Source organism: Halovivax asiaticus JCM 14624 (assembly GCF_000337515.1).
GTDB lineage: Archaea > Halobacteriota > Halobacteria > Halobacteriales > Natrialbaceae > Halovivax > Halovivax asiaticus.
The window spans coordinates 400,244-420,726 of record NZ_AOIQ01000021.1 but is presented as its reverse complement, the minus strand read 5'-3'; the positions used below and the strand labels follow the sequence as shown (position 1 = coordinate 420,726).

Annotated in this window: 26 protein-coding genes and 1 tRNA gene; 4 read left to right on the top strand and 23 right to left on the bottom strand. The window is 62.1% G+C overall.

Annotation, left to right across the window (positions count from 1 at the left end; all coding sequences use genetic code 11):
* Position 1: 1 nt before the first annotated feature.
* Genes C479_RS14650 through C479_RS14565 form a run of 18 tightly spaced genes read right to left on the bottom strand, consistent with a single transcriptional unit; the run spans position 2 to position 9,721 of the window.
* Positions 2 to 538, bottom strand: a complete 537-nt coding sequence (locus C479_RS14650; protein WP_007704224.1) for a 50S ribosomal protein L6 — start codon at positions 536 to 538, stop codon at positions 2 to 4.
* 4 nt (positions 539 to 542) lie between these two features.
* Positions 543 to 935, bottom strand: a complete 393-nt coding sequence (locus C479_RS14645) for a 30S ribosomal protein S8 (RefSeq protein WP_007704222.1) — start codon at positions 933 to 935, stop codon at positions 543 to 545.
* Positions 932 to 1,108: a 30S ribosomal protein S14 gene (locus C479_RS14640; protein ID WP_007704220.1), complete on the bottom strand. Its 177-nt coding sequence runs from the start codon at positions 1,106 to 1,108 to the stop codon at positions 932 to 934. Before C479_RS14640 ends, C479_RS14645 begins: the two co-directional genes overlap by 4 nt.
* Positions 1,101 to 1,634, bottom strand: coding sequence for a 50S ribosomal protein L5 (locus tag C479_RS14635; protein WP_007704219.1), 534 nt, complete (start codon positions 1,632 to 1,634; stop codon positions 1,101 to 1,103). Before C479_RS14635 ends, C479_RS14640 begins: the two co-directional genes overlap by 8 nt.
* Positions 1,631 to 2,365 (bottom strand): 30S ribosomal protein S4e, encoded by a 735-nt coding sequence (locus C479_RS14630; RefSeq protein WP_007704218.1) that lies wholly within the window; start codon positions 2,363 to 2,365, stop codon positions 1,631 to 1,633. Before C479_RS14630 ends, C479_RS14635 begins: the two co-directional genes overlap by 4 nt.
* The gene (gene rplX, locus C479_RS14625) at positions 2,362 to 2,718 is read right to left on the bottom strand and encodes a 50S ribosomal protein L24 (protein WP_007704217.1); all 357 of its coding nucleotides are present in this window, start codon (positions 2,716 to 2,718) and stop codon (positions 2,362 to 2,364) included. The genes C479_RS14630 and rplX overlap by 4 nt, the downstream gene beginning before the upstream one ends.
* A gap of 4 nt (positions 2,719 to 2,722) precedes the next feature.
* Positions 2,723 to 3,121: a 50S ribosomal protein L14 gene (locus tag C479_RS14620; RefSeq protein WP_007704216.1), complete on the bottom strand. Its 399-nt coding sequence runs from the start codon at positions 3,119 to 3,121 to the stop codon at positions 2,723 to 2,725.
* A complete protein-coding gene (locus C479_RS14615) occupies positions 3,121 to 3,570 on the bottom strand; it encodes a 30S ribosomal protein S17 (protein WP_007704213.1) in 450 nt (149 codons plus the stop codon). The genes C479_RS14620 and C479_RS14615 overlap by 1 nt, the downstream gene beginning before the upstream one ends.
* Positions 3,561 to 4,025, bottom strand: coding sequence for a ribonuclease P protein component 1 (locus tag C479_RS14610; RefSeq protein ID WP_007704212.1), 465 nt, complete (start codon positions 4,023 to 4,025; stop codon positions 3,561 to 3,563). The genes C479_RS14615 and C479_RS14610 overlap by 10 nt, the downstream gene beginning before the upstream one ends.
* A 2-nt stretch (positions 4,026 to 4,027) precedes the next feature.
* The gene (gene rpmC / locus C479_RS14605) at positions 4,028 to 4,240 is read right to left on the bottom strand and encodes a 50S ribosomal protein L29 (RefSeq protein WP_007704210.1); all 213 of its coding nucleotides are present in this window, start codon (positions 4,238 to 4,240) and stop codon (positions 4,028 to 4,030) included.
* Positions 4,240 to 5,184 carry a 30S ribosomal protein S3 gene (locus C479_RS14600; RefSeq protein WP_007704208.1) on the bottom strand — a complete coding sequence of 315 codons (945 nt, stop codon included), beginning with the start codon at positions 5,182 to 5,184 and terminating at the stop codon, positions 4,240 to 4,242. The genes rpmC and C479_RS14600 overlap by 1 nt, the downstream gene beginning before the upstream one ends.
* Positions 5,184 to 5,660: a 50S ribosomal protein L22 gene (locus C479_RS14595; RefSeq protein WP_007704205.1), complete on the bottom strand. Its 477-nt coding sequence runs from the start codon at positions 5,658 to 5,660 to the stop codon at positions 5,184 to 5,186. Before C479_RS14595 ends, C479_RS14600 begins: the two co-directional genes overlap by 1 nt.
* Positions 5,661 to 5,667: 7 nt before the next feature.
* Positions 5,668 to 6,090, bottom strand: a complete 423-nt coding sequence (locus tag C479_RS14590; protein ID WP_007704203.1) for a 30S ribosomal protein S19 — start codon at positions 6,088 to 6,090, stop codon at positions 5,668 to 5,670.
* Entirely contained in the window at positions 6,087 to 6,809 is a 723-nt protein-coding gene (locus tag C479_RS14585; RefSeq protein WP_007704202.1) for a 50S ribosomal protein L2, read from the bottom strand. The genes C479_RS14590 and C479_RS14585 overlap by 4 nt, the downstream gene beginning before the upstream one ends.
* Before the next feature lie 2 nt (positions 6,810 to 6,811).
* Positions 6,812 to 7,066, bottom strand: coding sequence for a 50S ribosomal protein L23 (locus tag C479_RS14580; protein WP_007704201.1), 255 nt, complete (start codon positions 7,064 to 7,066; stop codon positions 6,812 to 6,814).
* Positions 7,063 to 7,815, bottom strand: coding sequence for a 50S ribosomal protein L4 (gene rpl4p / locus C479_RS14575; RefSeq protein ID WP_007704200.1), 753 nt, complete (start codon positions 7,813 to 7,815; stop codon positions 7,063 to 7,065). The genes C479_RS14580 and rpl4p overlap by 4 nt, the downstream gene beginning before the upstream one ends.
* A 3-nt stretch (positions 7,816 to 7,818) precedes the next feature.
* Complete coding sequence (locus tag C479_RS14570; protein WP_007704197.1) at positions 7,819 to 8,841, bottom strand: 50S ribosomal protein L3; 1,023 nt, start codon at positions 8,839 to 8,841, stop codon at positions 7,819 to 7,821.
* A 4-nt stretch (positions 8,842 to 8,845) separates the two neighbouring features.
* Complete coding sequence (locus tag C479_RS14565; protein WP_007704194.1) at positions 8,846 to 9,721, bottom strand: putative RNA uridine N3 methyltransferase; 876 nt, start codon at positions 9,719 to 9,721, stop codon at positions 8,846 to 8,848.
* 298 nt (positions 9,722 to 10,019) lie between these two features.
* Between C479_RS14565 and C479_RS14560 the strand changes: the two genes are divergently transcribed.
* Positions 10,020 to 10,090: transfer RNA gene (locus C479_RS14560), tRNA-Gly, on the top strand.
* 623 nt (positions 10,091 to 10,713) lie between these two features.
* Positions 10,714 to 11,508 (top strand): zinc-ribbon domain-containing protein, encoded by a 795-nt coding sequence (locus C479_RS14555; RefSeq protein WP_152415921.1) that lies wholly within the window; start codon positions 10,714 to 10,716, stop codon positions 11,506 to 11,508.
* 284 nt (positions 11,509 to 11,792) lie between these two features.
* Here the strand turns inward: C479_RS14555 and C479_RS14550 are convergent, their stop codons facing one another.
* From C479_RS14550 to C479_RS14530, 5 genes are all read right to left on the bottom strand, one after another.
* A complete protein-coding gene (locus tag C479_RS14550; protein WP_007704188.1) occupies positions 11,793 to 12,515 on the bottom strand; it encodes a M48 family metallopeptidase in 723 nt (240 codons plus the stop codon).
* Positions 12,499 to 15,456, bottom strand: a complete 2,958-nt coding sequence (locus C479_RS14545; RefSeq protein WP_007704185.1) for a type I restriction endonuclease subunit R — start codon at positions 15,454 to 15,456, stop codon at positions 12,499 to 12,501. The genes C479_RS14550 and C479_RS14545 overlap by 17 nt, the downstream gene beginning before the upstream one ends.
* 357 nt (positions 15,457 to 15,813) lie before the next feature.
* Positions 15,814 to 16,068 (bottom strand): hypothetical protein, encoded by a 255-nt coding sequence (locus C479_RS14540; protein WP_007704182.1) that lies wholly within the window; start codon positions 16,066 to 16,068, stop codon positions 15,814 to 15,816.
* 377 nt (positions 16,069 to 16,445) lie between these two features.
* On the bottom strand, positions 16,446 to 17,846 hold the full coding sequence (locus C479_RS14535; RefSeq protein WP_007704178.1) for a restriction endonuclease subunit S: 1,401 nt from the start codon (positions 17,844 to 17,846) through the stop codon (positions 16,446 to 16,448).
* Positions 17,839 to 19,320, bottom strand: a complete 1,482-nt coding sequence (locus tag C479_RS14530) for a type I restriction-modification system subunit M (RefSeq protein WP_007704176.1) — start codon at positions 19,318 to 19,320, stop codon at positions 17,839 to 17,841. Before C479_RS14530 ends, C479_RS14535 begins: the two co-directional genes overlap by 8 nt.
* 290 nt (positions 19,321 to 19,610) lie before the next feature.
* Here C479_RS14530 and C479_RS14525 point away from each other — a divergent pair, with 290 nt between their 5' ends.
* Positions 19,611 to 19,958, top strand: coding sequence for a HalOD1 output domain-containing protein (locus C479_RS14525; RefSeq protein ID WP_007704172.1), 348 nt, complete (start codon positions 19,611 to 19,613; stop codon positions 19,956 to 19,958).
* A gap of 109 nt (positions 19,959 to 20,067) precedes the next feature.
* Positions 20,068 to 20,382 carry a thiamine-binding protein gene (locus C479_RS14520; protein ID WP_007704169.1) on the top strand — a complete coding sequence of 105 codons (315 nt, stop codon included), beginning with the start codon at positions 20,068 to 20,070 and terminating at the stop codon, positions 20,380 to 20,382.
* Positions 20,383 to 20,483 lie beyond the last annotated feature (101 nt).

Here is a 20,483-nt window from a genome sequence, read left to right as displayed (position 1 = left end):
ATCAGGCACCTCCCGTGCTGGGTTTGGCGGTGATGTAGACGCCGTCCTGGAAGACACGCGTGTCTTTCCCAGTGACCTGGGTCAGCTGCTCGATGTCAGCTGCGGTCTGGCCGACGTCTTCTTTGTTCGGGCCGGAGAGCGTGATGGCCTCGCCATCGACGCTCACCTGGGTATCACCGTGGATAGTCGTTCGTCGCGGTGCTTTCTCGCCGAGGAAGTTCTCGATGACGACTTCGTCGCCTTCGACGTCGACCTGCATCGGGAAGTGCGAGTAGAAAACCTCCATCTCGTACTCCCAGTTGTCGGTCACGCCGTGGAAGGCGTTGCGGACGTGGCTCTCGAACGTGCCGACCGTCGCCGTCGTCTTGGCGTCGTCGGCGTCGCTCTCGATAACCACCTGGTCGCCATCTACCTCGACGGTGACGTCCGGGTACCAGAGGCGACGGGAAACCGTCCCTTCCGGCCCATCGACCGTCACGTCGAGGTGGTCGACCTCGACAGTTACGTCGTCGGGAATGGTGAGTGTTGTTCGTGCCATTGTGCTAGTAGACGTACGCGATCACCTGGCCCCCGATACCGCGCTCACGAGCCTCGTAGTGGCTCATGATGCCCTCGCTCGTCGTGACGACGAGCGCACCGAAGTCCCGAGCGGGGAGGAACCGCTTCTCCCACTTCTCGAACTCGTCGGCGCCGGCACTGTAGCGTGGCTTGACGGGGCCGCACTCGTTGATCGCTCCGTTCAATTCGACCTCGAACTGACCGCCTTTGCCGTCGTCGACGAACTCGAAGCCGTCGACGTACCCGCGGTCGTAGAAGACCTCGAGTACCTGTCCGATCACGTTCGAGGCGGGCCGTACCTCGTGGCTCAGATGGCCCACGCTCTCTGCATTGTCGATGCCCGAGAGCGCGTTACTGAGTGGGTCGTTACCTGTCATCTGTACTTCTTGAATCCCATGTCGCGGGCGATCTCGCGGAAGCACTGGCGGCAGAGATTGATGTCATACTTCCCGACAAGTCCCTGCTTACGGCCACAGCGCTGACAGGACTCAAGCTGTCCCGTGCGCTTTGCGGCGTGCTCGCCCGTCTGTTCGTTCTCACTTTCACTCATCGTCTACCTCCACGTCGAACGCCGCCTCGAGGAATCGAATCGAGTCCTCGGGCGTCAGTCGATGGTTCGACGGGATCGACCGGGTCGCCTGATCGCGTTTCGCAACGCGATAGCCGGGACGGACCAGGTTGACGGTCACGTCCAGTCCGTAGATCCCGATGTTCGGGTCGTACTCCTGGCTGGGGAAGTCGGTGTGTTCGGCGACACCGAAGCTGAAGTTCCCCGTCTCGTCGAACTGGCGAGCGGAGAGGTCCGCGATCGGCAGTGCCGTCTCGAGGAACTCGTGGGCGTCGTCGCCACGGAGCGTGACTTTCGTCCCGATCGGCTCACCCTGGCGGATGCCGAATTCCGGTTCGGTCGCGGCCGCTTGCGTGCGGACGCTCTGCTGACCGGAGATCTCTTCGATGATGTCCTCGGCGTCGGCGAGTTCGCGACCGCCCTGCCCGACGCCCATGTGGACGACAGCTTTCTCGACGCGCGGTTCGCGCATCGCGTGGAAGTCTGCCGACGATTCGGCGTCGCTCATTCGTCGTCACCTCCTGTCGCCTCGCCGTCTACGAAGTTCTCGTCGATAACGACGACGTACTCCTCGACGGTCTCGAATTCCTCGTCCGTCACGGCCGCCTCGGCCGCTTCGACGGTGACGATGTTCGAGCCGCTCCCGGGCGTGACGTCGATCTCGGCGATCTGGCCGATCTTGCCGGCGTGGTTGCCGCGAACGGCCGTCACGAGCGCACCGTCCTCGTACGGGAAGTGTGCGACGATCTCCTTCGATTCGTTGTCGACGACGACGGAGTCGTTCACACCGTAGGTGGCCTCGTCGTCGACGGTCACGTTGGTGCCGTCGTGCAGCGAGAGCTGCGTGACGCCGCCGGTGACCTGTCGTTTGCCCTCGACCTTGCCGAGTCGGCTCTCGGCCGATTCGGCGTCGATCGGGGTCAGCGAGAGGCGGCCACCCTCGTCCGGGAAGACGCGGTAGGCCTCTTCGCGGTCGGGGAACGCCAGAATGTCGAACATTCCGATCGGACGCTCCTCGTCGCTGATCTCGTCGCCGTTGACGAGCACAGCGTCGTTCGCGAGGGCGTAGCGCGCCTCCTTTCGGTTGTCGACGTACTCGAGCACGTCCCGCAGCAGGATGAGCAGCGGAACGCCGTCTTCACCGTGCGGGCCGGCCCCGGCCTTCACCGTGAAGGTGTCGGTCTTTCGCTCGACCGGCCAGGACTTCGGTACCGAGAGTCGTTTCTGATGGTTGCTCATTCGCTATCACCTTCGAGTCGTGCCTCGCGACGCTCGTCGCTCAGGTCGAGGTCCGTGATGCGGACGTTCGACGCGTCGAGCGGGCGAGCGACTTCCTCGCCGTCGGCCGTCTCGACCGTGACGTCTTCGACGTGGATGACGCCGTCGCGAAGCGAGACGGTGAGAACCTCTCCCTCCGTCCCGGCGTAATCGCCGCGCATCACTTCGACCGTATCACCGGCGTTGACGCGCGTGCGACGGGTGTCGTACTCCTCGCGGAGTTCCTCGGTGAGCGTCGCGTGCAGCTGCGTGCCGCGCTTGTGCAGCGGGGCACGGTCAGTCTGCGTTCGCTGTGTGCGTGGTTGCTTGCTCATGGTTCTATACGATCATCGTGGCGGTGCTCGCGATGGCACCGAACCGTTCGGCGACTTCGCGAGCGATCGGTCCCTTGATCTCCGTTCCGCGGGGTTCCTCGTTCTCGTCGACGATGACGGCCGCGTTGTCCTCGAACTTCATGCGCGTGCCATCCGGGCGCCGAACGGTCTGGCGCTGACGGACGACGACGGCTTCGAGCACCTGGCGGCGCATCTCGGGCGTCCCCTTGGTGACGGAAACGGTCACCTTGTCGCCGAGGCCAGCCTTGGGCTGGCGGTTCTTCGTGCCGTGGTAGCCCGCGACGCTGATAACCTTCAGCTCTCGGGCACCGGTGTTGTCGGCACAGGTGACGAGCGACCCCTTCTTGAGTCCCTGCGTGACGTCGGCCTTGATCGCCTCCATCACTGCTCACCCTCGATTTCCTCGGCGTCGGCGTCCGCCGTCACGTCCTCGGCCGAGAGTTCACGGTCAGGTTCCTCCTGACGCGTGAGCTCGGCGACGTCTTCGGCGGTCGCCTCCTGTGTTACTTCGACGACCACGTGCGATTTCGTCTTCGACAGTGGTCGGGTCTCTGCGATCTTGACCGAGTCACCGACCGAGAGCGGCTCGAGCACGCCCGGCACGTGTGCCGGAATGCGCGAGCGACGCTTCATGTACCGATCGTACTTCGGTACGGCCACGTCGTACTCTCGCTCGACGACTACGGTCTTGTCCATGTCCGTCGAGACGACCTGCCCTTCGAGGACCTGTCCTCGAACGGGAAGCTCGCCGTAGAACGGACACTTCTCGTAGTCGTATTCCTCCGGGTTTGCCGGTTCCGGAGGGGTGTCTACATCTAGTCCTATTGCCATGGTGAATCTCCTGCCGTTTCGGTACGGCGGGCCGGTCGTTCGTTCAGGCGCGATCCATCGACCGTAACGTAGGCCACGCCCTCGCCAGCGCTGTCTGTGGTGGAATCCGGGTCGGACTCCCCCGCAGGTTGAGTGTCGGCCAGTTTGGACGCGGTCCCCGGGGCCTTTTCGACCCCGGCGGCGTCATCTGTGATCGCGAATTCGAACGTCGTTCCCACCTTCGGTACCGTAACCACCCGAGCGCCGTCCGCGTCACGTGCGTCGGCGTCGTCACCGCCGTCTCGCGACTCGCGTCGCTCCGCCTCCGGCGAAGCGCGCTCGATCCGGAGGGTGCTGGTCGTCTCGCAGACGACCCGTCCCCGGATACCGACCCGACCAGGGTCGTCACTCTCGACGACCCTGACCGAAAGGCCAGTGAGTTCGTGTCGCGGGAGCGTCTCGGGTGTCAGTGGCATGGTTATTCTTCGTCTAAGTCGCCTTCCTCACGCTGGATCGTCTTGATCCGAGCGATCGTCTTGCCGAGTTCGTTGATGCGGCCCGGATCTTCCGGGGCCCCACCGGCCGCGAGGACGGACTTCTGGTTCAGCAGTTCCGTCTCGAGTTCTTCGAGTTCGGCTTCGCGCTCGGCGGGCGTCATGTCGCGGAGTTCCTCGACGTGAACGATCGCCATCAGGCGTCACCTCCCTCGTCTGCGTCGTCCTCCTCGCCTTCCATCTCGGCGACGAGTTCCTCGGCCTCGGCTTCGATCTCTTCGTCGAGATCCTCCGTGACCTCGTCGGCCGCGGCGTCAGCCTCGTCGGCGTCCGCCTCGGTCTCGTCTTCGACCGTCTCCTCGACGATCTCTTCTTCGATGGCTTCCTCGACGACCTCCTCGTCGAGTTCGGGTTCGGCCTCGGTGTCCTCGGCCGGTTCCTCGTCGACATCCGCTTCGGCTTCGTCTTCCGCAGGCGTGCCTTCGAGCAGTTCCTCGACGCCCTCGTTTGCTTCGACGGCGTCCGGAACGACCTCCTCAGGATCGAGGTCTTCCTCGACGTGGAAGTCGTCCGGCAACTCGGCACCCGGCGGGATGATCTTGACGTCCACGCCGATCGTCCCGAGTTTCATGACGGCGACGCCCTGACCGTGATCGACGACCTCGTCGGCGGGTTCGCCGTTGTGCTTGATGTAGCCACGGTTGAACTTCTCCACGCGCGAGCGTGCGCCCGTGACCTTTCCGGAGAGGACGATCTCGGCACCGAGTGCGCCAGCGTCCATGATCCGGTCGATCGTCGTGTGCCCGGCCTTGCGGAAGTACCAGCCACGCTCTAGGGCGTTGGCCAGTCGGTCCGCGACGATGCGGGCGTTGAGGTCGGGTTCGTCGACCTCCTGGACGTCGATCTGTGGATCTTCGAGGTTGAATCGGTCCTCGAGGGCCGTCGTAACCTTCCGGATGTTCTCACCGCCCTTGCCGATAACCATCCCTGGCTTCTCGGCCTTGAGGACGATCTGGGTCCCCATCGGCGTCTGGGCGACGTCCATGCCGCCGTAGCCGGCGCGACCGAGTTCGTCCGCGAAGAACTCGTCGATCTGCGAGCGGCGCAATCCGTTCTCGATGAACTGGTGTTCGTCTGCCATCAGGCATCACCCTCCATGTCTTCGGTTTCGGCGACGACGATTTCGACGTCGACCTCTGGCGTATTCCAGGCCGTCGCTCGGCCCATCGCGCGGGGTTTGCGGCCCATCGACTCGCCGACCTTGTGGGCGGCGACGTGGGCGATCTTCATCGTCTCGCCGTCGAAGCCCTGGTGGGCTGCGTTAGCGGCGACGTTCTCCAGCAGGTCGAGGAAGGCGTTGCTCGCCTTCTCCGGATACTTGCCGGCGTCCCAGCCGTCGACGTCCGAACGGTGTCCGGCACCGGTGTTGTGGGACTTGAACGGGACCGAGCGCTCACCCTCGATGACGGCGGCCAGGTACTCCTGGGCGTCACCGACGGTCATGCCCTTGATCTCCCGGGCGATTTCCTTGCTGTGCTTGTGGCTCATGTGACGCTCCCGGAGCATGGCTTTCGCCGTGGAGTCCGGGTCCGCGTCGACTGAGTAGTTGATTCCCATTGGACGATCACTTCAGTGGCACGAACTTCGAGGAGCGTGTTGCGCCAATACCGGCCTGTCCGTGTTCGACGGACGTCCGGGTGAGCTGGAACTCGCCCAGGTAGTGACCGATCATCTCGGGCTCGACGCGAACGCGACCGAACTCCTGGCCGTCATAGACGGCGAAAGTCAGGTCGACGAACTCCGGCAGCACCGGCATATTGCGCAGGTGCGTCCGGATCGGATCGTTCGCGGTCTCCTCTTCCGTTCGGTTACGGGCCTTCTCGAGCAGCTTCTCCTGCTCGGTCGAGAGCCCGCGTCGGATGCTTCGCCGCTTACGTGCGGGCAGCAGTTCCGCGACCTCGTCGAGCTCCATCTCCTGCAGCTCGTCTAACGTGTGGCCACGGTAGGTGAACTCACCCTCGCGGCCGGTTCGGTACTCCTGGGTCATTTGTTACCACCGCGGCCCGTTCGCCGCGACGAGATGTCGCCCACCTTCCGTCCCGGCGGGGCGTCCCGCGAGACGGACTTCGGGCGACCGGGATGCTGGCGACCGCCGCCACCGAACGGGTGGTCGACGGCGTTCATGGCGACACCACGAACGCGGGGCCACTTCGTCCCCCGTGCGCGCATCTTGTGGTACTTGTTTCCGGCTTTGACCATCGGCTTGTCCGTGCGGCCACCGCCGGCCACGACGCCGATCGTCGCGCGGCAGTTGGGGTCGAGACGCTTCGTCTCGCCGCTCGGCAACTGGACGACCGCAGCGTTGCGGTCGTGGGTGATCAGGTCCGCGTTGACGCCCGATGCGCGCGCGAACTTCCCACCGTCGCCGGGCTTGGCCTCGACGTTACAGATCTGAACCCCTTCCGGGATCTCCGAGATCGGAAGCGTGTTACCGGGCTTGATCTCCGCGGAGATGCCAATCTGCAGTTCCTCGCCGACGGTGATTCCCTCGGGTGCGAGGACGAGGCGCTGATCGCCGTCGTCGAACTCGACGGCGGCGACGGGCGCCGATCGAGCCGGATCGTGCTCGATATCGACGACCGTCCCGCTGACGAGGTCCGTCTCTTCGGGCTTTTTGTGCTCGAGATCGGCCTTGTATCGGTGCGACGGTGCGCGGAACGTCGAGGTCCCGCGACCACGTCGCTGTCCCTGAATTCGTCGTCCCATGGTCAGAACACCCCGATTCGCGAGGCGACTTCCTGCGCGTCGTCGTCCTCGCTCAGTGTGACGATCGCTTTCTTCGTGCCGTCCATCTGTACCTGCGTGTTGACGTCCGTGACGGTCACGTCGAACCGCGACTGGACGACCTCACGGATCTCGGGTTTCGCCGCGTCGACGTCGACGACGAACTGGAGCTTGTTCTCGAAGTCCATGTCGTTCATCGCCTTCTCGGTCACGAGCGGGTAGTCGATGATCGAACTCATCGATCGCTCACCTCCGCGAGTGCGGCTTCGGTCCAGACGGTCAGTCGACCCGGATGCGCACCGGGCGCGAGATCCTCGGCGTTGACCTCAGCTGCGGTCGCGACGTCGGCGCCCGCGAGGTTGCGAGCGGCCCGCGACGGACCGGCCTCGCTCCCCGTTACGAAGAGGATCGACTTCGGCTGCTTGTACTTGCGACCGCGGGTCTTACCACGGCCGGCTCGGACGGAGCGTCCCTCGTCGGCACGCTCGATGTCGGCGTCGAGCCCGGTCGCTTCGAGGAACGAGACGACCTCCCTGGTCTTCTCCAGGTCCTCGAACTCGTCGTCGACGACCAGTGGAAGGTCGAGGTCGTCGTCGAACTCGTGACCGCGCTCGGCGACGCGGTCGGCGTCCGCGGTCGCCGCGATGGCGCTCCGCGTCGCGAGCTTTCGTTCGTTCGTATTGATCGATTCGGTGCGGTCGGCCTCGGGTTTCGGCGGGTGGGCCTTCCGTCCACCGACAGCCTGGGGAACGCGACGTGCGCGTCCACCCTGCTGTGGGACGTGAGCCATCCCCCGGCCGCTGCCGGGACTCTCCGCCGACGTTCGCTTCCCAGCGAACTCGTCGGCGCCGTAGGCCTGTGTTCGGTTTGCCTGGGCGACGCGTACCGCGCGGGAGATCAAGTCCGGGCGATACTCCGTCTCGAAGATCGCCGGGAGCTCGACCGTGTCCGCGTCGGCGCCGTCCAGGTCGTGTACTGTTGCCTGCATAGATTATCCCTGGTTCGATGCGGTGGAGACGAACCGGACCTCGGGATCGAGGCGCGGCTGGTCTCCGGGTCGGATCGCCGGGCGGAAGCGAATGAGTCGCTGTGATGGCCCGGGGAGCGAACCCTTGATCAACGCGTGCGGGCCGTCGACCTCGCCGTAGTTGACGAAGCCGCCGTCGACCGTCGCGTCGGCGCCGTCGCCGATGGCGAGCAGGCGCTTGTTCAGTTCGGTGCGCTGGTGGTACCCGGTCTGACCCTGCTGGGGAACCGTCGAGCGAACGCGGCTCGGATTCCACGGGCCGAGGTTACCGATACGGCGACGCCAGCCCTGACGGGCGTGCTTGCCTTTGCGCTTCTGGACGCCCCAGCGCTTGACGGGGCCCTGGGTGCCCTTTCCTTTCGTGACGCCGCTCGCGTCGACGTACTCGCCGGCGCGGAACACGTCGTTCATGACGTGCTCGCCACCGTCGGCCTCGAGCAGATCGAGACCGAACTCGACGCGGTCGTCGACCGAGCCGCCGCCGATGCGCGTCTCCATGACGTCCGGCTTCGTCTTCGGCACGGACTGGATCTCGCCCGGCGTCGTGTACGTGATCGCGCGGACGTCGTCCACGCGCCCCTCGTCGAGAGCGGCGGTGAACTCGTCCGCAGCGGCGTCGCGGTCGTAGTCGTCGCCCGGCAGGTCGAGTGTGCGTTCGAGCTCGTCGTCGAGCTCGTCCGCCCAGACCTCGGCGACCGGCTGTTGTCCGTATGGCGATTCTTCGTACGCTCGCAGGGCCGCGATGGCCATCGGCGGCGTCTCCACGATGGTGACCGGGACGGTCGTCTCCATCCCTTCGGTCGGCGAGTTGGCCGCGTCGTCGACCGTCACCACGTGGGTCATGCCGGCCTTGTAGCCCGCGAAGCCCTGTAGCGTCGGCTGTCCGTCGTCATCCGGCCACGAACGGAAGCGCGGGACCTCGCTGGTCGCCCGCTTGCGTGGGCCGAATCCGAGTGAGCCTTTGCGTGGTCTATTTGCTTGTGGCATTCTATCACGCTCTCAGTGAGAGGCAAGCGAGGGTGGCGAACATCGCCTCTTCCGTTCGCACCACCCCGCTGCCCTGGTTCGGAACCGTGTTCAGCCAGAGGTCGAACCCCGGATCGCCGCTGGGTTCGACTCCGTCTGCCGCCCCGCCGTCCCCGCTGGACGACGCGCCGGCACGTGACTCCTCGATTCCGAGGATGTCCGGCAGCCCTCTCTCGGGCGCACCGAACGCAACGGTCATGCCGTCGCGCTCGACGCGTCCGGCCAGTGTCTCGAGACGTCCGGCGGTGAGTTCCTCACCGTACCGGGACGACGCGATGCGAACACCGGCGTCCTCACGGCCGAGTGCTGCGGAGAGGTCCGTCCGCTCGATCGACAGCCCCGCAAGGGGCTCGTCGACGAGCTTCGCCCGGACCGGTCGTCGCGAAGAGATCCTGACGGTCACGCGCTCCCCCTCATCGACCACCATTTTCGGTGGCACGTTGAGGGAGATCGGGTGTTGCAGTCCGCAATTGACCCGGACGCGGCCTTCAGGTCCGACCTCGGTCACGATCCCTCGTCTTAACGACCCCGAACCGTTCGATTCGGAGCCGGTCCGTGATGAAGCGCGGAGCGGCGGTAAGACGCCCACATACTCCAGTTCGTCCCGCTTGCCCCACGCCTCGGTTTTGAGGTACGGGGGCGTTGCGGCGTACCGCAGCACGGTTTCGACGAACCCGCCGTCGAATCGACCCGTTTCGCCATCCCCGTCGGGGAAGACGATCAGGCGGTCGGCCCGGAAGATCGTCGCCGCGCGGGCGACGTATCCGAGTTTGCGAGTAGCCTCGCGTTTGTCCTCGGCTTCACGGGCGATCGACGACGGCACGAGTACGCTGACGGTCATACCGTAGCGCTTCGGCGCCTCGTCACTAGACTGTAGCGATTCATTGCGGACAGGGTCTTAAAAGCATGGCGAAACGATTCGGGGCTGTGACGGCCTCTCACCCACGAAAACGTGATAGACAGCGACAGGGTACCCACGGGGAAATTGTCAGCCTGAGAAGGAGATCCCGATATATTACCATTTCCGGGCGCACACCCGCCAGCTCCTCCACCAACGACAACCGTGACACGGCGTGGCGAAACGCCCGCCTTTCGCAACCCTTATACCTCCATCGGCGATTAGATGAGAGTGCAGCAGGGCGCTGGTAGTGTAGTGGTATCACGTGACCTTGCCATGGTCACAACCTGGGTTCAAATCCCAGCCAGCGCACTTCTACGGCGAACAACTTTCCCGAGCACCGCGTAGCGTGTGCTCGGAACCCGTGAGCCGTGAAGTCGCCCTGGATTTGAACGAGAGAAGTCGCAGCCCGCACAGCGAACGGAGTGAGCGAGCAGGACCGTCTTCGCGTTGTTCAAATCCCAGCCAGCGCATCTCTGTCGCGAACAAATCCGCGAGCGACGGAAATCGTCCTGAGATTTGAAGTACGGAAGACGCACGCTCACGAGCGAAGCGAGTGAGACCGTCTTCAGGTGGTTCAAATCCCAGCCAGCGCATCTCCGTAAGATACGAATCCTCTTTAAACCGAGCCTCTGAGACTTGGGTTCATCGAATTCCCCCCCTACCACGTTATTTCCACATAGCGACGTCCTGCCCTCATCGAGGCTATTGCACTGGCCTACTTTCTCGATCTTACCCAATTCCCTTGGCTACCGCTCGATTCTCGTTCGCACCCTCCACGGGTGGATTCATCTCAATTAGTTCGGTATCCCGAGGTAGCCCACTGTAACCCTCGTACCTCATAAGACCTCTATCCAACAGGAACGAAACTCAAGCAAATGTTACACTAACTATACTTAGTAGTGGAGAATAGCCAATCATGTGGGTTGGTACCAATGGACAAGAAGGCACCAAATACGAATTGCCATCAATGCGGGGAAGCACTGGAGGAGACCGCACAGTTCTGCCCTAATTGCGGGGCAGATCAGACCGGTACACGTACCGACCTGGCCGATACCGAACGAATGAGTGGATCCAATGAGGGTGAAGCAGAAATCCGTAATGATGGATCCAATCCGTCAAAAGAGAAGAAAATCACAATCGGTCGCATACTCGCTTGGATCATCGCACCGTTGATTATCCTCGTTGGGTTAGCGGTGCTTCTAACGGATCCAGCCGCTGGCGCGATAGTGGTAGCGGTTGGTTTGTTTGCCCTCCCAGCAACCCGAGGTCGAATCAGAGAGGGGTATAACGTAACATTCTCACGATGGATCGTCCTGGGCGTGGTGGTCATTGGATTCGTCATAGCAGGTGGACTCATGGGTCAGGATGGTGTTGAGCCAGAAACGGATGTAGATGACGCAGGCCCGTCTGCGGCTGAAGTTGAACCAACCGCTGACGATGGGGTAACTGGCGCCGAGGAAGGGGCCGAAGGCAACCAAATACGAATCCTCTACGACGGCGAGTGGTCAGGAGCCATCGGTGAAGAATCTGCCACCCGTAGTGTCGATGGCAGCGGAGATGACACGCTCGACGTATCCGACGATACAATGATCATCAGCGCAACGGTTCAAAAAGAAGATGGTTCAAATACCGAACTCACAGTACAGATCCTCGAAGACGGAGAGGTTGTATCGGAACAAAGTACGTCCAGCGAGTTTGGGGTAGTCAGCGTCACTCACGGGCCGTAGTTCACTCGGATCGACCAGTCGTTTCCGGTACCCGCTTTTTGCATCACACTGCCATGAGATATCCATCACTTCCATTACTCATACTGGAGTTGCACGTACGTTCGACCATGGAGACCAATTCACTTCGTAAATGACCCTCGACTCGTGTACACGCCCCTGAAAATGCGACCGCCCAACTGCCGGTGGACAACAACCATTCATTCCTGGGCCAACACTTCCCGGACGACTCCTCCCCCGTAGAGAATGTTCCTTACCCAAACAAGACAAAGTGAGCGCGGATTCTGTTACAGATCCTCCGACGAGAAGATCAACCGCGCACTGTGTTCGTCGAGCCACTCGGCGTGTTCTCGATAGGCCGGATCGTGATCGGCGACGAGTGCCCAGAACGCGTCCGTGTGGTTGGCCTCACGAAGATGGGCCAGTTCGTGGATGCAGACGTAGTCGATGATCGCCGGCGGTGCCATCAGCAATCGCCAGTTCAGGCCGATCGTGCCGGTCGTCGAACAGCTCCCCCAGCGGGTTCGCTGGTTCCTGATTTCCAGCCTGTCGTACGCAACCCCCATCTCGTCCGCAAATTGATCGAGCCGGTCGGAGAGATAATCACGGGCCTGCCGTCGGTAGAAGTTCCGTAGCGCCCGCTCGACCGACGACTGGTCGACCGCACTCCGTCGGAGGCGAATCGTTCCGTCTTCGACGGCGGATTTCTGTCGTGGCTCGACGACCAGTTCGTGCTCGTCACCCAGATACGGAAACCGCTCGCCAGGTTCGAATGTCCGATCCGGGACGTCGTCTCGGTAGCTGTCGAACTTCGCCTTCTTGTCGAGGACCCACGTCGCATTTTCGGAGAGGATCGCTTCGGGATCGTCGTCACCATCTGCAGGAAGAACCACCGTGATGCCATCGATGCCAGCGTCGATTCGAGACTGCGAGGCGTCGGCACTCGTCGTGACGTCGTAGACCACCTCCTCACCGGCCAGCGTCGTCGTTCGCTCACTCGTCCGCGACATAGTTCTGAATCAGGTAGGTGTGAACGGCGTCGATGAACTCGTCGGTAACCAGGTCGCCACGCTCGTGCGTTTTGACCAAAACATCGAGCAGGACCAGTTCGATCTGCTGGACGGTCTTCGGGTTCGTCTCCCACCCCTGGTAACTCGTGTCTATGCGGTCGTCGAACTCGGAAACGATGTCCCTGGCGAGTGTGGCTGCGGTGTCCTCGGAGAGCTCGGTGTCTCGCTCCTCCGTCAGGTCGGTGAATATCGCGAATTCGGCGTCCGTCATCCCCCGTTCGTTCGCCTCCTCGTCGACTTCGAGGACCGCCTCCTCGACTTCCCGCAGGGCCTCGACGGTTTCGGGATCGGTTCGATCGCCGGCCCGCCACTCGTCGACGATGTCGGTCACGCGCTCGCTCAGTCGTTCGTAACGCGGGTTCTGCCCCATCCGGGGCTGGGTACTCTCCTTGATCGCGTGGGCGATGGTCGTCGCTTTCGCCGCGTCGCTGCGCAAGTGATCGAGATCGTCCAGGTACTCGGCGCCGAGTTCGTAGACCGGGTACTCCCGTTTGATCTCGCCGATGTCGACGTGTTCTTCGATGATTTCACGGGTCTTCTCCCGCATCTCGTCTTCGGGGCGCTCCGAACGGTTGGCCGTCCGCTGGAACGCCGTATGGATCCGGCCGAGCCAGCCGTAGTCCTCGACGATCCCCTCCTCGACGAGTCGACGGTCGGGCGAGACGGACTCGTAGAGGTCCTGGAGGCGGCGGAACTTTCGTTTGAACTCGCCTTTTTCGGGCTGGGAACCCACCCGGTCGAGACAGGCGTCGACCGTCTCCTGGCTGTCCTCGCGGGGGATCCCCTCGAAGATGGCGAGCACTGCGTCGAGTTGGTTCTCGAGTTTTTCGAACAGCTTCTCCCTGTCCTGGGCGGCGTACTGCCTGGTCGTGTCGTCGTAATCGAGCGCGTCGTCGATGTTCTCGAAAACGCCCTGAAAGTCGACGATCTCGCCGTTTTCCTTGCCGTCGGCGGGTCTGTTCGTCCGCGCGATGGCCTGCATGAGGGTGTGATCCCGCAGTTCCCGATCCAGGTACATCGTCTTCAGGACGGGTGCGTCGAAGCCCGTCAGGAGCATGTTGTGAACCACGAGCAGTCTGGGCTCGTCTTGCTTTTTGAACCCCCGGACGATCTCGTCGCGCTCGTTGGGGTCGGTGTGGAACTGCTGGAGCAGGTCGGGATCGTCGTTGGTCGCGGTGAAGAGTACCTCGACGGCGTCCTCGCCGCGTCGGTCGATCAGGCGTTCCCCGTACATGGCCGCCGACTCCCGACTCGGGGTGACGACCATGCCCTTCCAGCCGTTCTTTGCGACGCCGTCGAAGTGGTCGTCGATCTCGTCGACGACGCGCTCGACGCGGGGTTCGATCTCGGCGAGCATGCGGCTGGTGACGTGGTCGCGGATGACGGCCAGCTTCTCGTCTGTGGGGAGGGTGGCGAACGCTTCGTCGAACTCCTCGTCGAGACCCGTCTCGTCGACGTCCCACTCCATCTCGTGCCGGAGGCGGAAGAAGACGGGGAGGATCAGCTCGTCGTCGATGCCGTCCTTTATCGAATAGCGGTGGAGATACTCCTCGCCCTCGGGGGAGAACTCGTCGAACGTGTTCCGATCCTTGTCCCGGTCGCCTTCGCGGACCGGCGTGCCGGTAAACCCGAACTGGTAGGCGTCGGGCAGGGCAGCGTCGAGTCGGCTCTTGAGATCGGCCTCCATGAAGCGGTGGGCCTCGTCCGACAGCACGACGGCCTCGTCGGTCGCCCCCACGCCGGGATCGACGTCCTGGAACTTCTGAATCGTCGTGACGACGAGTTCGCTCCGCCCTGCGGCGATGGTGGCTTCCAGCCCCTCGATGCTCTCGGCTTCGGTCCAGCGCTCGAAGGAGAGGTTGGCGAGCTGGTCGCGCATCTGGCTGTTGAGTTTGTCCGTGTCGACGACGATGAAGAGTTGCGGGGCGTCGAGGATGTCGCGTTCGAGGAGGTTCTTCGCCGCGAACAGCATCGTGAACGACTTGCCCGAGCCCTGGGTGTGCCAGATCAACCCCTTGCGATGCTCACCCCGGTCGACGCGTTCGAGAATCTCCCTGACCGCGTAGTACTGCATGTGTCGCGGGACGATCTTCGCGTCCTGGTCGGCCTGGCGCTCGTAGAAGACGAAGTGCTTCAGGATGTCGAGCAGCGTCGTCGGGTTCAACAGCGCGTGCACAGCCTGCTCGACAGCGTTCTCCGATTCGTAGGCGTCGGGAGCGGTCGTCCAGCCCTGATAGAACTCGCGGGCGGCGCCGACTGCGCCGTACTGGAGGGTCCGCTGGTCGGCGGCGACGTTGAACAGCGTCGGGACGAACGCCCGCGGGACCGTCTCCTCGTACTCCTGGAGGTCCGAAATCGCGTCGTAGACGTCGGCGTCCTGCGTGACGGATTTGAGTTCCAGCTGGACGATCGGGATGCCGTTGACGAGCAGGGTCACGTCGGGGCGGATCGACCCGCGCCGGGTGATGGCGAACTCGTCGACGGCGTGCAGTCGGTTTTTCTCGGGCTCGTCGAAGTTGATCAGGTCGGCGTAGATGGTCTTCGTGCCGTTGTGTTGCTGATCGACGGTGTGTTTCTTCCCCGTCGTCAGGAGTTCGTGGAACGCCTGGTTGCCGTCGAAGAGGTTGTCGTGGTCGAGGTCGCGCCGGAGCGAATTCAGGAAGCGGTCGACGTTCTCCGCCGTCAGTTCGTCGTTGAGGTCGACGACGGCCTCGGCGAGCAGGTCCCAGTAGATGACCTCAGAGCGCGTCCGCCCGTAGCGCTCGTCGAGGACCGTCGCCCCATAACCCTCGTCGAGTCCGTACGTTTCCCACCCGAGGCCGTCGAGCCACTGGAGGACCGACCGCTGGAGCCCGCCCTCGGTGGGAACCGATTTTGTCATTTAATGTCCCTTTTGATGCGAGCCCGAAGTTTCTATCGGTAGTCGTAACCGGCGTCGATGAATCTTTGATGGGGACGTCCGGGACAATTTGGGTTAGACAGACCGATGAAGCTACCTGCCTAATAAACAGTACGCCCGTGCTCGGCGCTAAGTCAAAATTCCGACCCTACAATTTGGGTTAGCGGGGGTTCTCACTCGCTAAGTCAAATGACAATTGTCGCAGGAACCGGGTCGCAGAAAGTCACGATACGGTCACGTAGCAACGGACAGGTCCCGCAGTCGGCGTGGTGGTTAGATAAGCAGAGGGAGCCCACACCCAGGTTCCAAAACCGCGGTGTCAGGTGATGATGGCCGCGGTCACTTCGTCGCCGAGTTCCCACCCCGACGAGCGCGGGCTTTCAGTTGCTCGGAGAACTCGGAGAGGTTCATGCCAGCTGCACAGTCCGGACAGCAAAATCGCTCCGCAGTCTGGTAGTCCTGCGAGAGCGACGCCGGCGGCTCGGTGGTGATCCGAAAGAGCCGCCGTGGTGCCACGTCCCGATCGCACCGGTAGCACTCCCGGTCGGGAGTCTCATCGCCGGCGCCGTCGCTCGTTCGCTCGACGGATTTCATCCGAGCACCTCCCGGTCCGGCAGTCCGAACCGATCGGAGGGGCTCGGCCCCCCATCCCCGAAAACGAAGGTCAGCGACGGATAGCGATACGACTCTCTAGGCAACGGGCGTGCGAGACCTTTTTGTCTCGATGGTGTCTTGCGGAACATGGCGACCACAATCCCTTGGGTGGGATTTGGAAGCCACGTCTCGGGTGTTCCTAGCACCCGGGGCACTTTCGTACCCAACGGACGGGGCTTCCGTCTGGTTCATTGACGTGAAAGGTAATATAGTTACTGGTGAGAGGGCGGAATCAATTGGTCAAGTGAGGGAGAATACAGTTCGTCTCTTGTTTAGCGCGCCGTTTCCAAGTAATCGCAGTAACGGAATGTCGATCGTTAGCCGTGTTGAAGGACTTCGTCCACGATCTCGATGTCCGTGTCGTGAGTACGGACTTCGCCTGAGAGAAGGTCTTGCATGAGGCCCTGTTTGAGACGTTGGAGGCGGTCGCGGTCTCTTTCGTTCACGCGAATTGACCGCTCTACATCATTTATTCTCTCTACAATTTTATCCTGTTCGTCAAGGGGCGGAACGGGAACGTTGAACCTCTCAATTGCGCCTACACTCAGGTTATAGTTTCCAGCTGAACTGCGTACCCACCCAGACATTTCGCTCCGGCCACGCTGTGAGTTCAGGAACTCACGGATAAACGCCGGTCGAACTCGTGACTCGTCAACTCGAAGTCGGAATAGATATGACGCGAAAACGAACGGTTCCTCCTTATTGGAGAAGGTTGCACACCGACCAACGTAGTTTGGATTTCCATTGGTCCTAATAACGAGTATATCACCCTCTTTCAATCGAAGACGCTCCAACTCGTCGTCAGTCAGTGGCGTGTGTTTGAGATCGTCCGTCGTAATCCGTTTTTCGACGATATTAGGTATCCTGAACGTTGGATACCCATCTTTATCGGTATTCGACTTATTATCCGTCCCATAGCGCGTGTCTTCAATTAGATTCTCGAACTTAACGAGATTCCATTGATCTGGGTATTCGCCTGAGCCCGTCGTTTGGAAGGTATCATGAGATTTGGTTCCACGCCGGAACACGGTTTGGACTACACCGGTTTTAACGCAGTTCAGTTGCTCAATGATTTCATCCGTCTTCTGGATCGCCCGATCAACGGTGTAGAGCACGCTGGCGATTTTGCGCTGTTCTTCTAGTGGTGGAAGCGGCACTGGAAGAAGATCGAGTCGAGTTTTGGAGAGTTCGATTTGTCCAGTGGACCCGTTTACACACATTGAATAGAGAAGCGCCTGTCCGAGGTGACTCTCCAGAAAGTACCTGTGAAAGTGAGGACTCAGTTTGTCATCTGTTCTGAGAAGAGTGACGTGGGAATCAATGGCTCGCCGTTCACCATCAGGATACACCTGCGCGCGGCCGAGTGTCCCCTGCCCAGTTGAATTAAGAATTACGTCACCTTTTTGTGGAAAGTATTTGTCCTTCCAGTCTTCTGCAACGCCTTGATCCAGATAACGAAGGTTCTCGAAATGCCAGCCGTCCCAGTAAATGCACTCCTGATTGATGACTGGAACTCCCTCATCAGCGTATGTTGGTTGCTTCCCCCTCGTGATGAGTCGTTTAATGTCCCCCAACCGCTTCGCTGTCCAATCGCCAGGGGTGGACAGAGTGAACGGTCCAAAATCTTCCTGATCCAGCTCATCGGAATCCTCGTCTATTGGCTGACCATGTTCGTTCTCCTCGTCTACATGTTCGTTGACGTTGGCCTGCTCACTCATAGTCAAGCGCCTCCATGTGCTCGGTCATGCGCGTCTCGATTTCGTCGCGCTCGGCCTGGAGCTCTCGCAATTTCGCCAGTTCCTCGGCGACGTCGATCTCCTCCTCGGGTTCTGTGGTGTCGACGTACAGCGCGATGTTCAGGTTGTAGTCGTTCTCGCGGATCTCGTCCAGTGAGACCGTCCGGCTCACGCGCTCCTCGGTCGTCCAGCCCGCGAAGTTCTCCTCGATGTGGTCGAGGCCCGCCTCGGTCAGTTCGTTCTGGTTGCTCAGTTCCTCGTAGAAGTCCCCGTCGGCGGCGTGGATGAACTGGACCTCGTCGGCGCGATCGTCGGGTTTGTCGCGGTTGAGGACCAAGATCGCGCTCGGGATCGAGTTGTTCTGGAAGAGGTTCTCGGGTAGGCCGATCACGGCCTCGACGATGTCGTCGTCGATCATCGGCTTGCGATACCGCGCCTCGTGCTTCCGGAAGAGCACGCCGTGGGGGACGACGATCGCCGCCTGGCCGGTCGCGTTCAACTGCTCGGCCATGTGCATGATGAAGGCGTAGTCGCCGCGGTCGGCGCGGGGTAGCTTCTCGTGCCAGTCGAAGCGGCCGAAGGTGTCGTCCTGGAGGTCGTCCTTCTGCCAGTCTGCCGAGAACGGGAAATTCGCGAGCACGAAATCGAACTGGGTCAGGGATCCGTCCTCGGTGAACTGCGGCCGCAGGAGGGAATCCTCGCGCTCGATCCGCCCGGTGAGCCCGTGGATCGAGAGGTTCATCTTCGCGATCGCGGCGATATCGGGGTTGATCTCCTGGCCCGTGAAGGTGAGCTTCGACGGATCCTCGCCCTGCTCGTCGCGGTAGTGGGTGGCGGCCTCGACCAGCATCCCACCGGAGCCCACGGTCGGGTCGTGGAAGGTGTCGCCGTCCTCGAACGGGGCGAGCAAGCGGACCATCAGCTCGACGATGTGCGGCGGCGTGAAGAACTGGCCACCCGACTTGCCCTCCTCCTCGGCGAAGTGACGCACCAGGTCCATGTACGCCTCGCCGAGCATATCGGCGGGGATGCTCTCGGTGTCGAGATCGTACGTCGAGAGGTGCTCGATCAGTCGCGTGAGTCGATCGTCGGTCAACGCGTCCTCGGCGACGTAGTCGGCCCGGAACACGCCCTCGACCTCGCCGTCGTTCGCCTCGCGAAGCGCGTCGAAGGCGTCGTTGATCGCCTCGTCCACGTTCTCGGTGACCGCCCGCAGATCCGCCCACAGGTACCCCTCGGGAACGTACGGCACGTCGTAGAGGTTCGGCCGCTGGGCGTGATCCTCACCGTACTCCTCGGCGTAGGCCTCGTACTGGATCTCGAAGTTGTCCGAGATCGTCTTGTAGTAGACCAGCGGGAGGATGTAGTCCTTGTAATCCGTCGAATCGACGGCGTCACGGATGATATCCGCACACTTGAAGAGGTGGGAGTCCAGTTCCGGAAGACTGAGAGACATAGCACATCCATTCCATCCATCCGTCTTATCTTCCGTGGATTTCACCCGTAGCGGGATTCGGGAGAGAAGAGACGACGCGGCGATTCGCCGCCAATGTCGGAGTGGTCACCACGTTTGCTCCCAATGACAGGTGCAACAACGCCGATCGGGGACGTGGGCAGTGACCAACCGATCAACCGTATCAGTCGACTCCCGCGACAGTCACGAGAGTCAATGCCTGCCACAGCCGATTACCTTTTGTACGAGGATGCGGTACGGAGTGGTGAGCGATCGTAGATCCTGTAGCGCCAATGCAAACCGAAATCACCCGTAATTCCGAGACGAGCGAGCTTTCGTACGACGAGTCGAACGACCGCTTCGAGGTCGACTACGATCCGGATGGCAGCGCGACACTGCTCTCGACGATCGTCCACGGCCTCACCGCGGTCGTCGACGTCGACGTCTCGCAAGGCGAGTTCTCACTCTACGATAGCGTCGATCCCGACGCCTTAGAGCGCATCTTCAGTCCGAAAGCCGACGGCGAGGAGCGAACGGGCGGCCACGTCGCGTTCACCGCCCTCGAGTGTGAGGTCTACGTCTACGCGAACGGCGAGATCTACATTTACCCGCCACCGCAGGTCGAGCGGCCGACCAACTGATTCGGACCAGTGCACCACACGCCTGTTCTCCGTGCCACCAGGAGTCACTGGGCTGCATTCCACGAAGGCGACCCACGGTTTTAGGTCCGGTCGAGCAGTAGCCGCCGGTATGACAGTCATCGGATTCCTCAGCACTGCCCCGGCAACCGACGAAAGCATGGCCGCGGACGTCGCGGGCGCGATCGAAGCGATCGACGAGACGGGACTGACCTACGAGACGGGCCCGATGGGGACGACAATCGAGGCCGAGTCGATGGTCGAGTTACTGGAGGCCGTCGAAGCTGCACACGAATCGATCGACGCCGATCGAGTGAGTACGTTCCTCAAAGTCGATGACAAACGGACGAGCGACGAGCCGGCGAGCGAGAAAGTCGCTGCCGTCGAGGACCACCTCGGCCGTGAAGCACGCACCGATCGACAGTAAGCCGTCCAACGAGACCAGCCGGCCGCGGTTCGGTCGCCCCGGACCGAGCGGCACCTAACGGGTGGGATGCAGTCACACGTCGGCAGACGCCTTATCCGGGC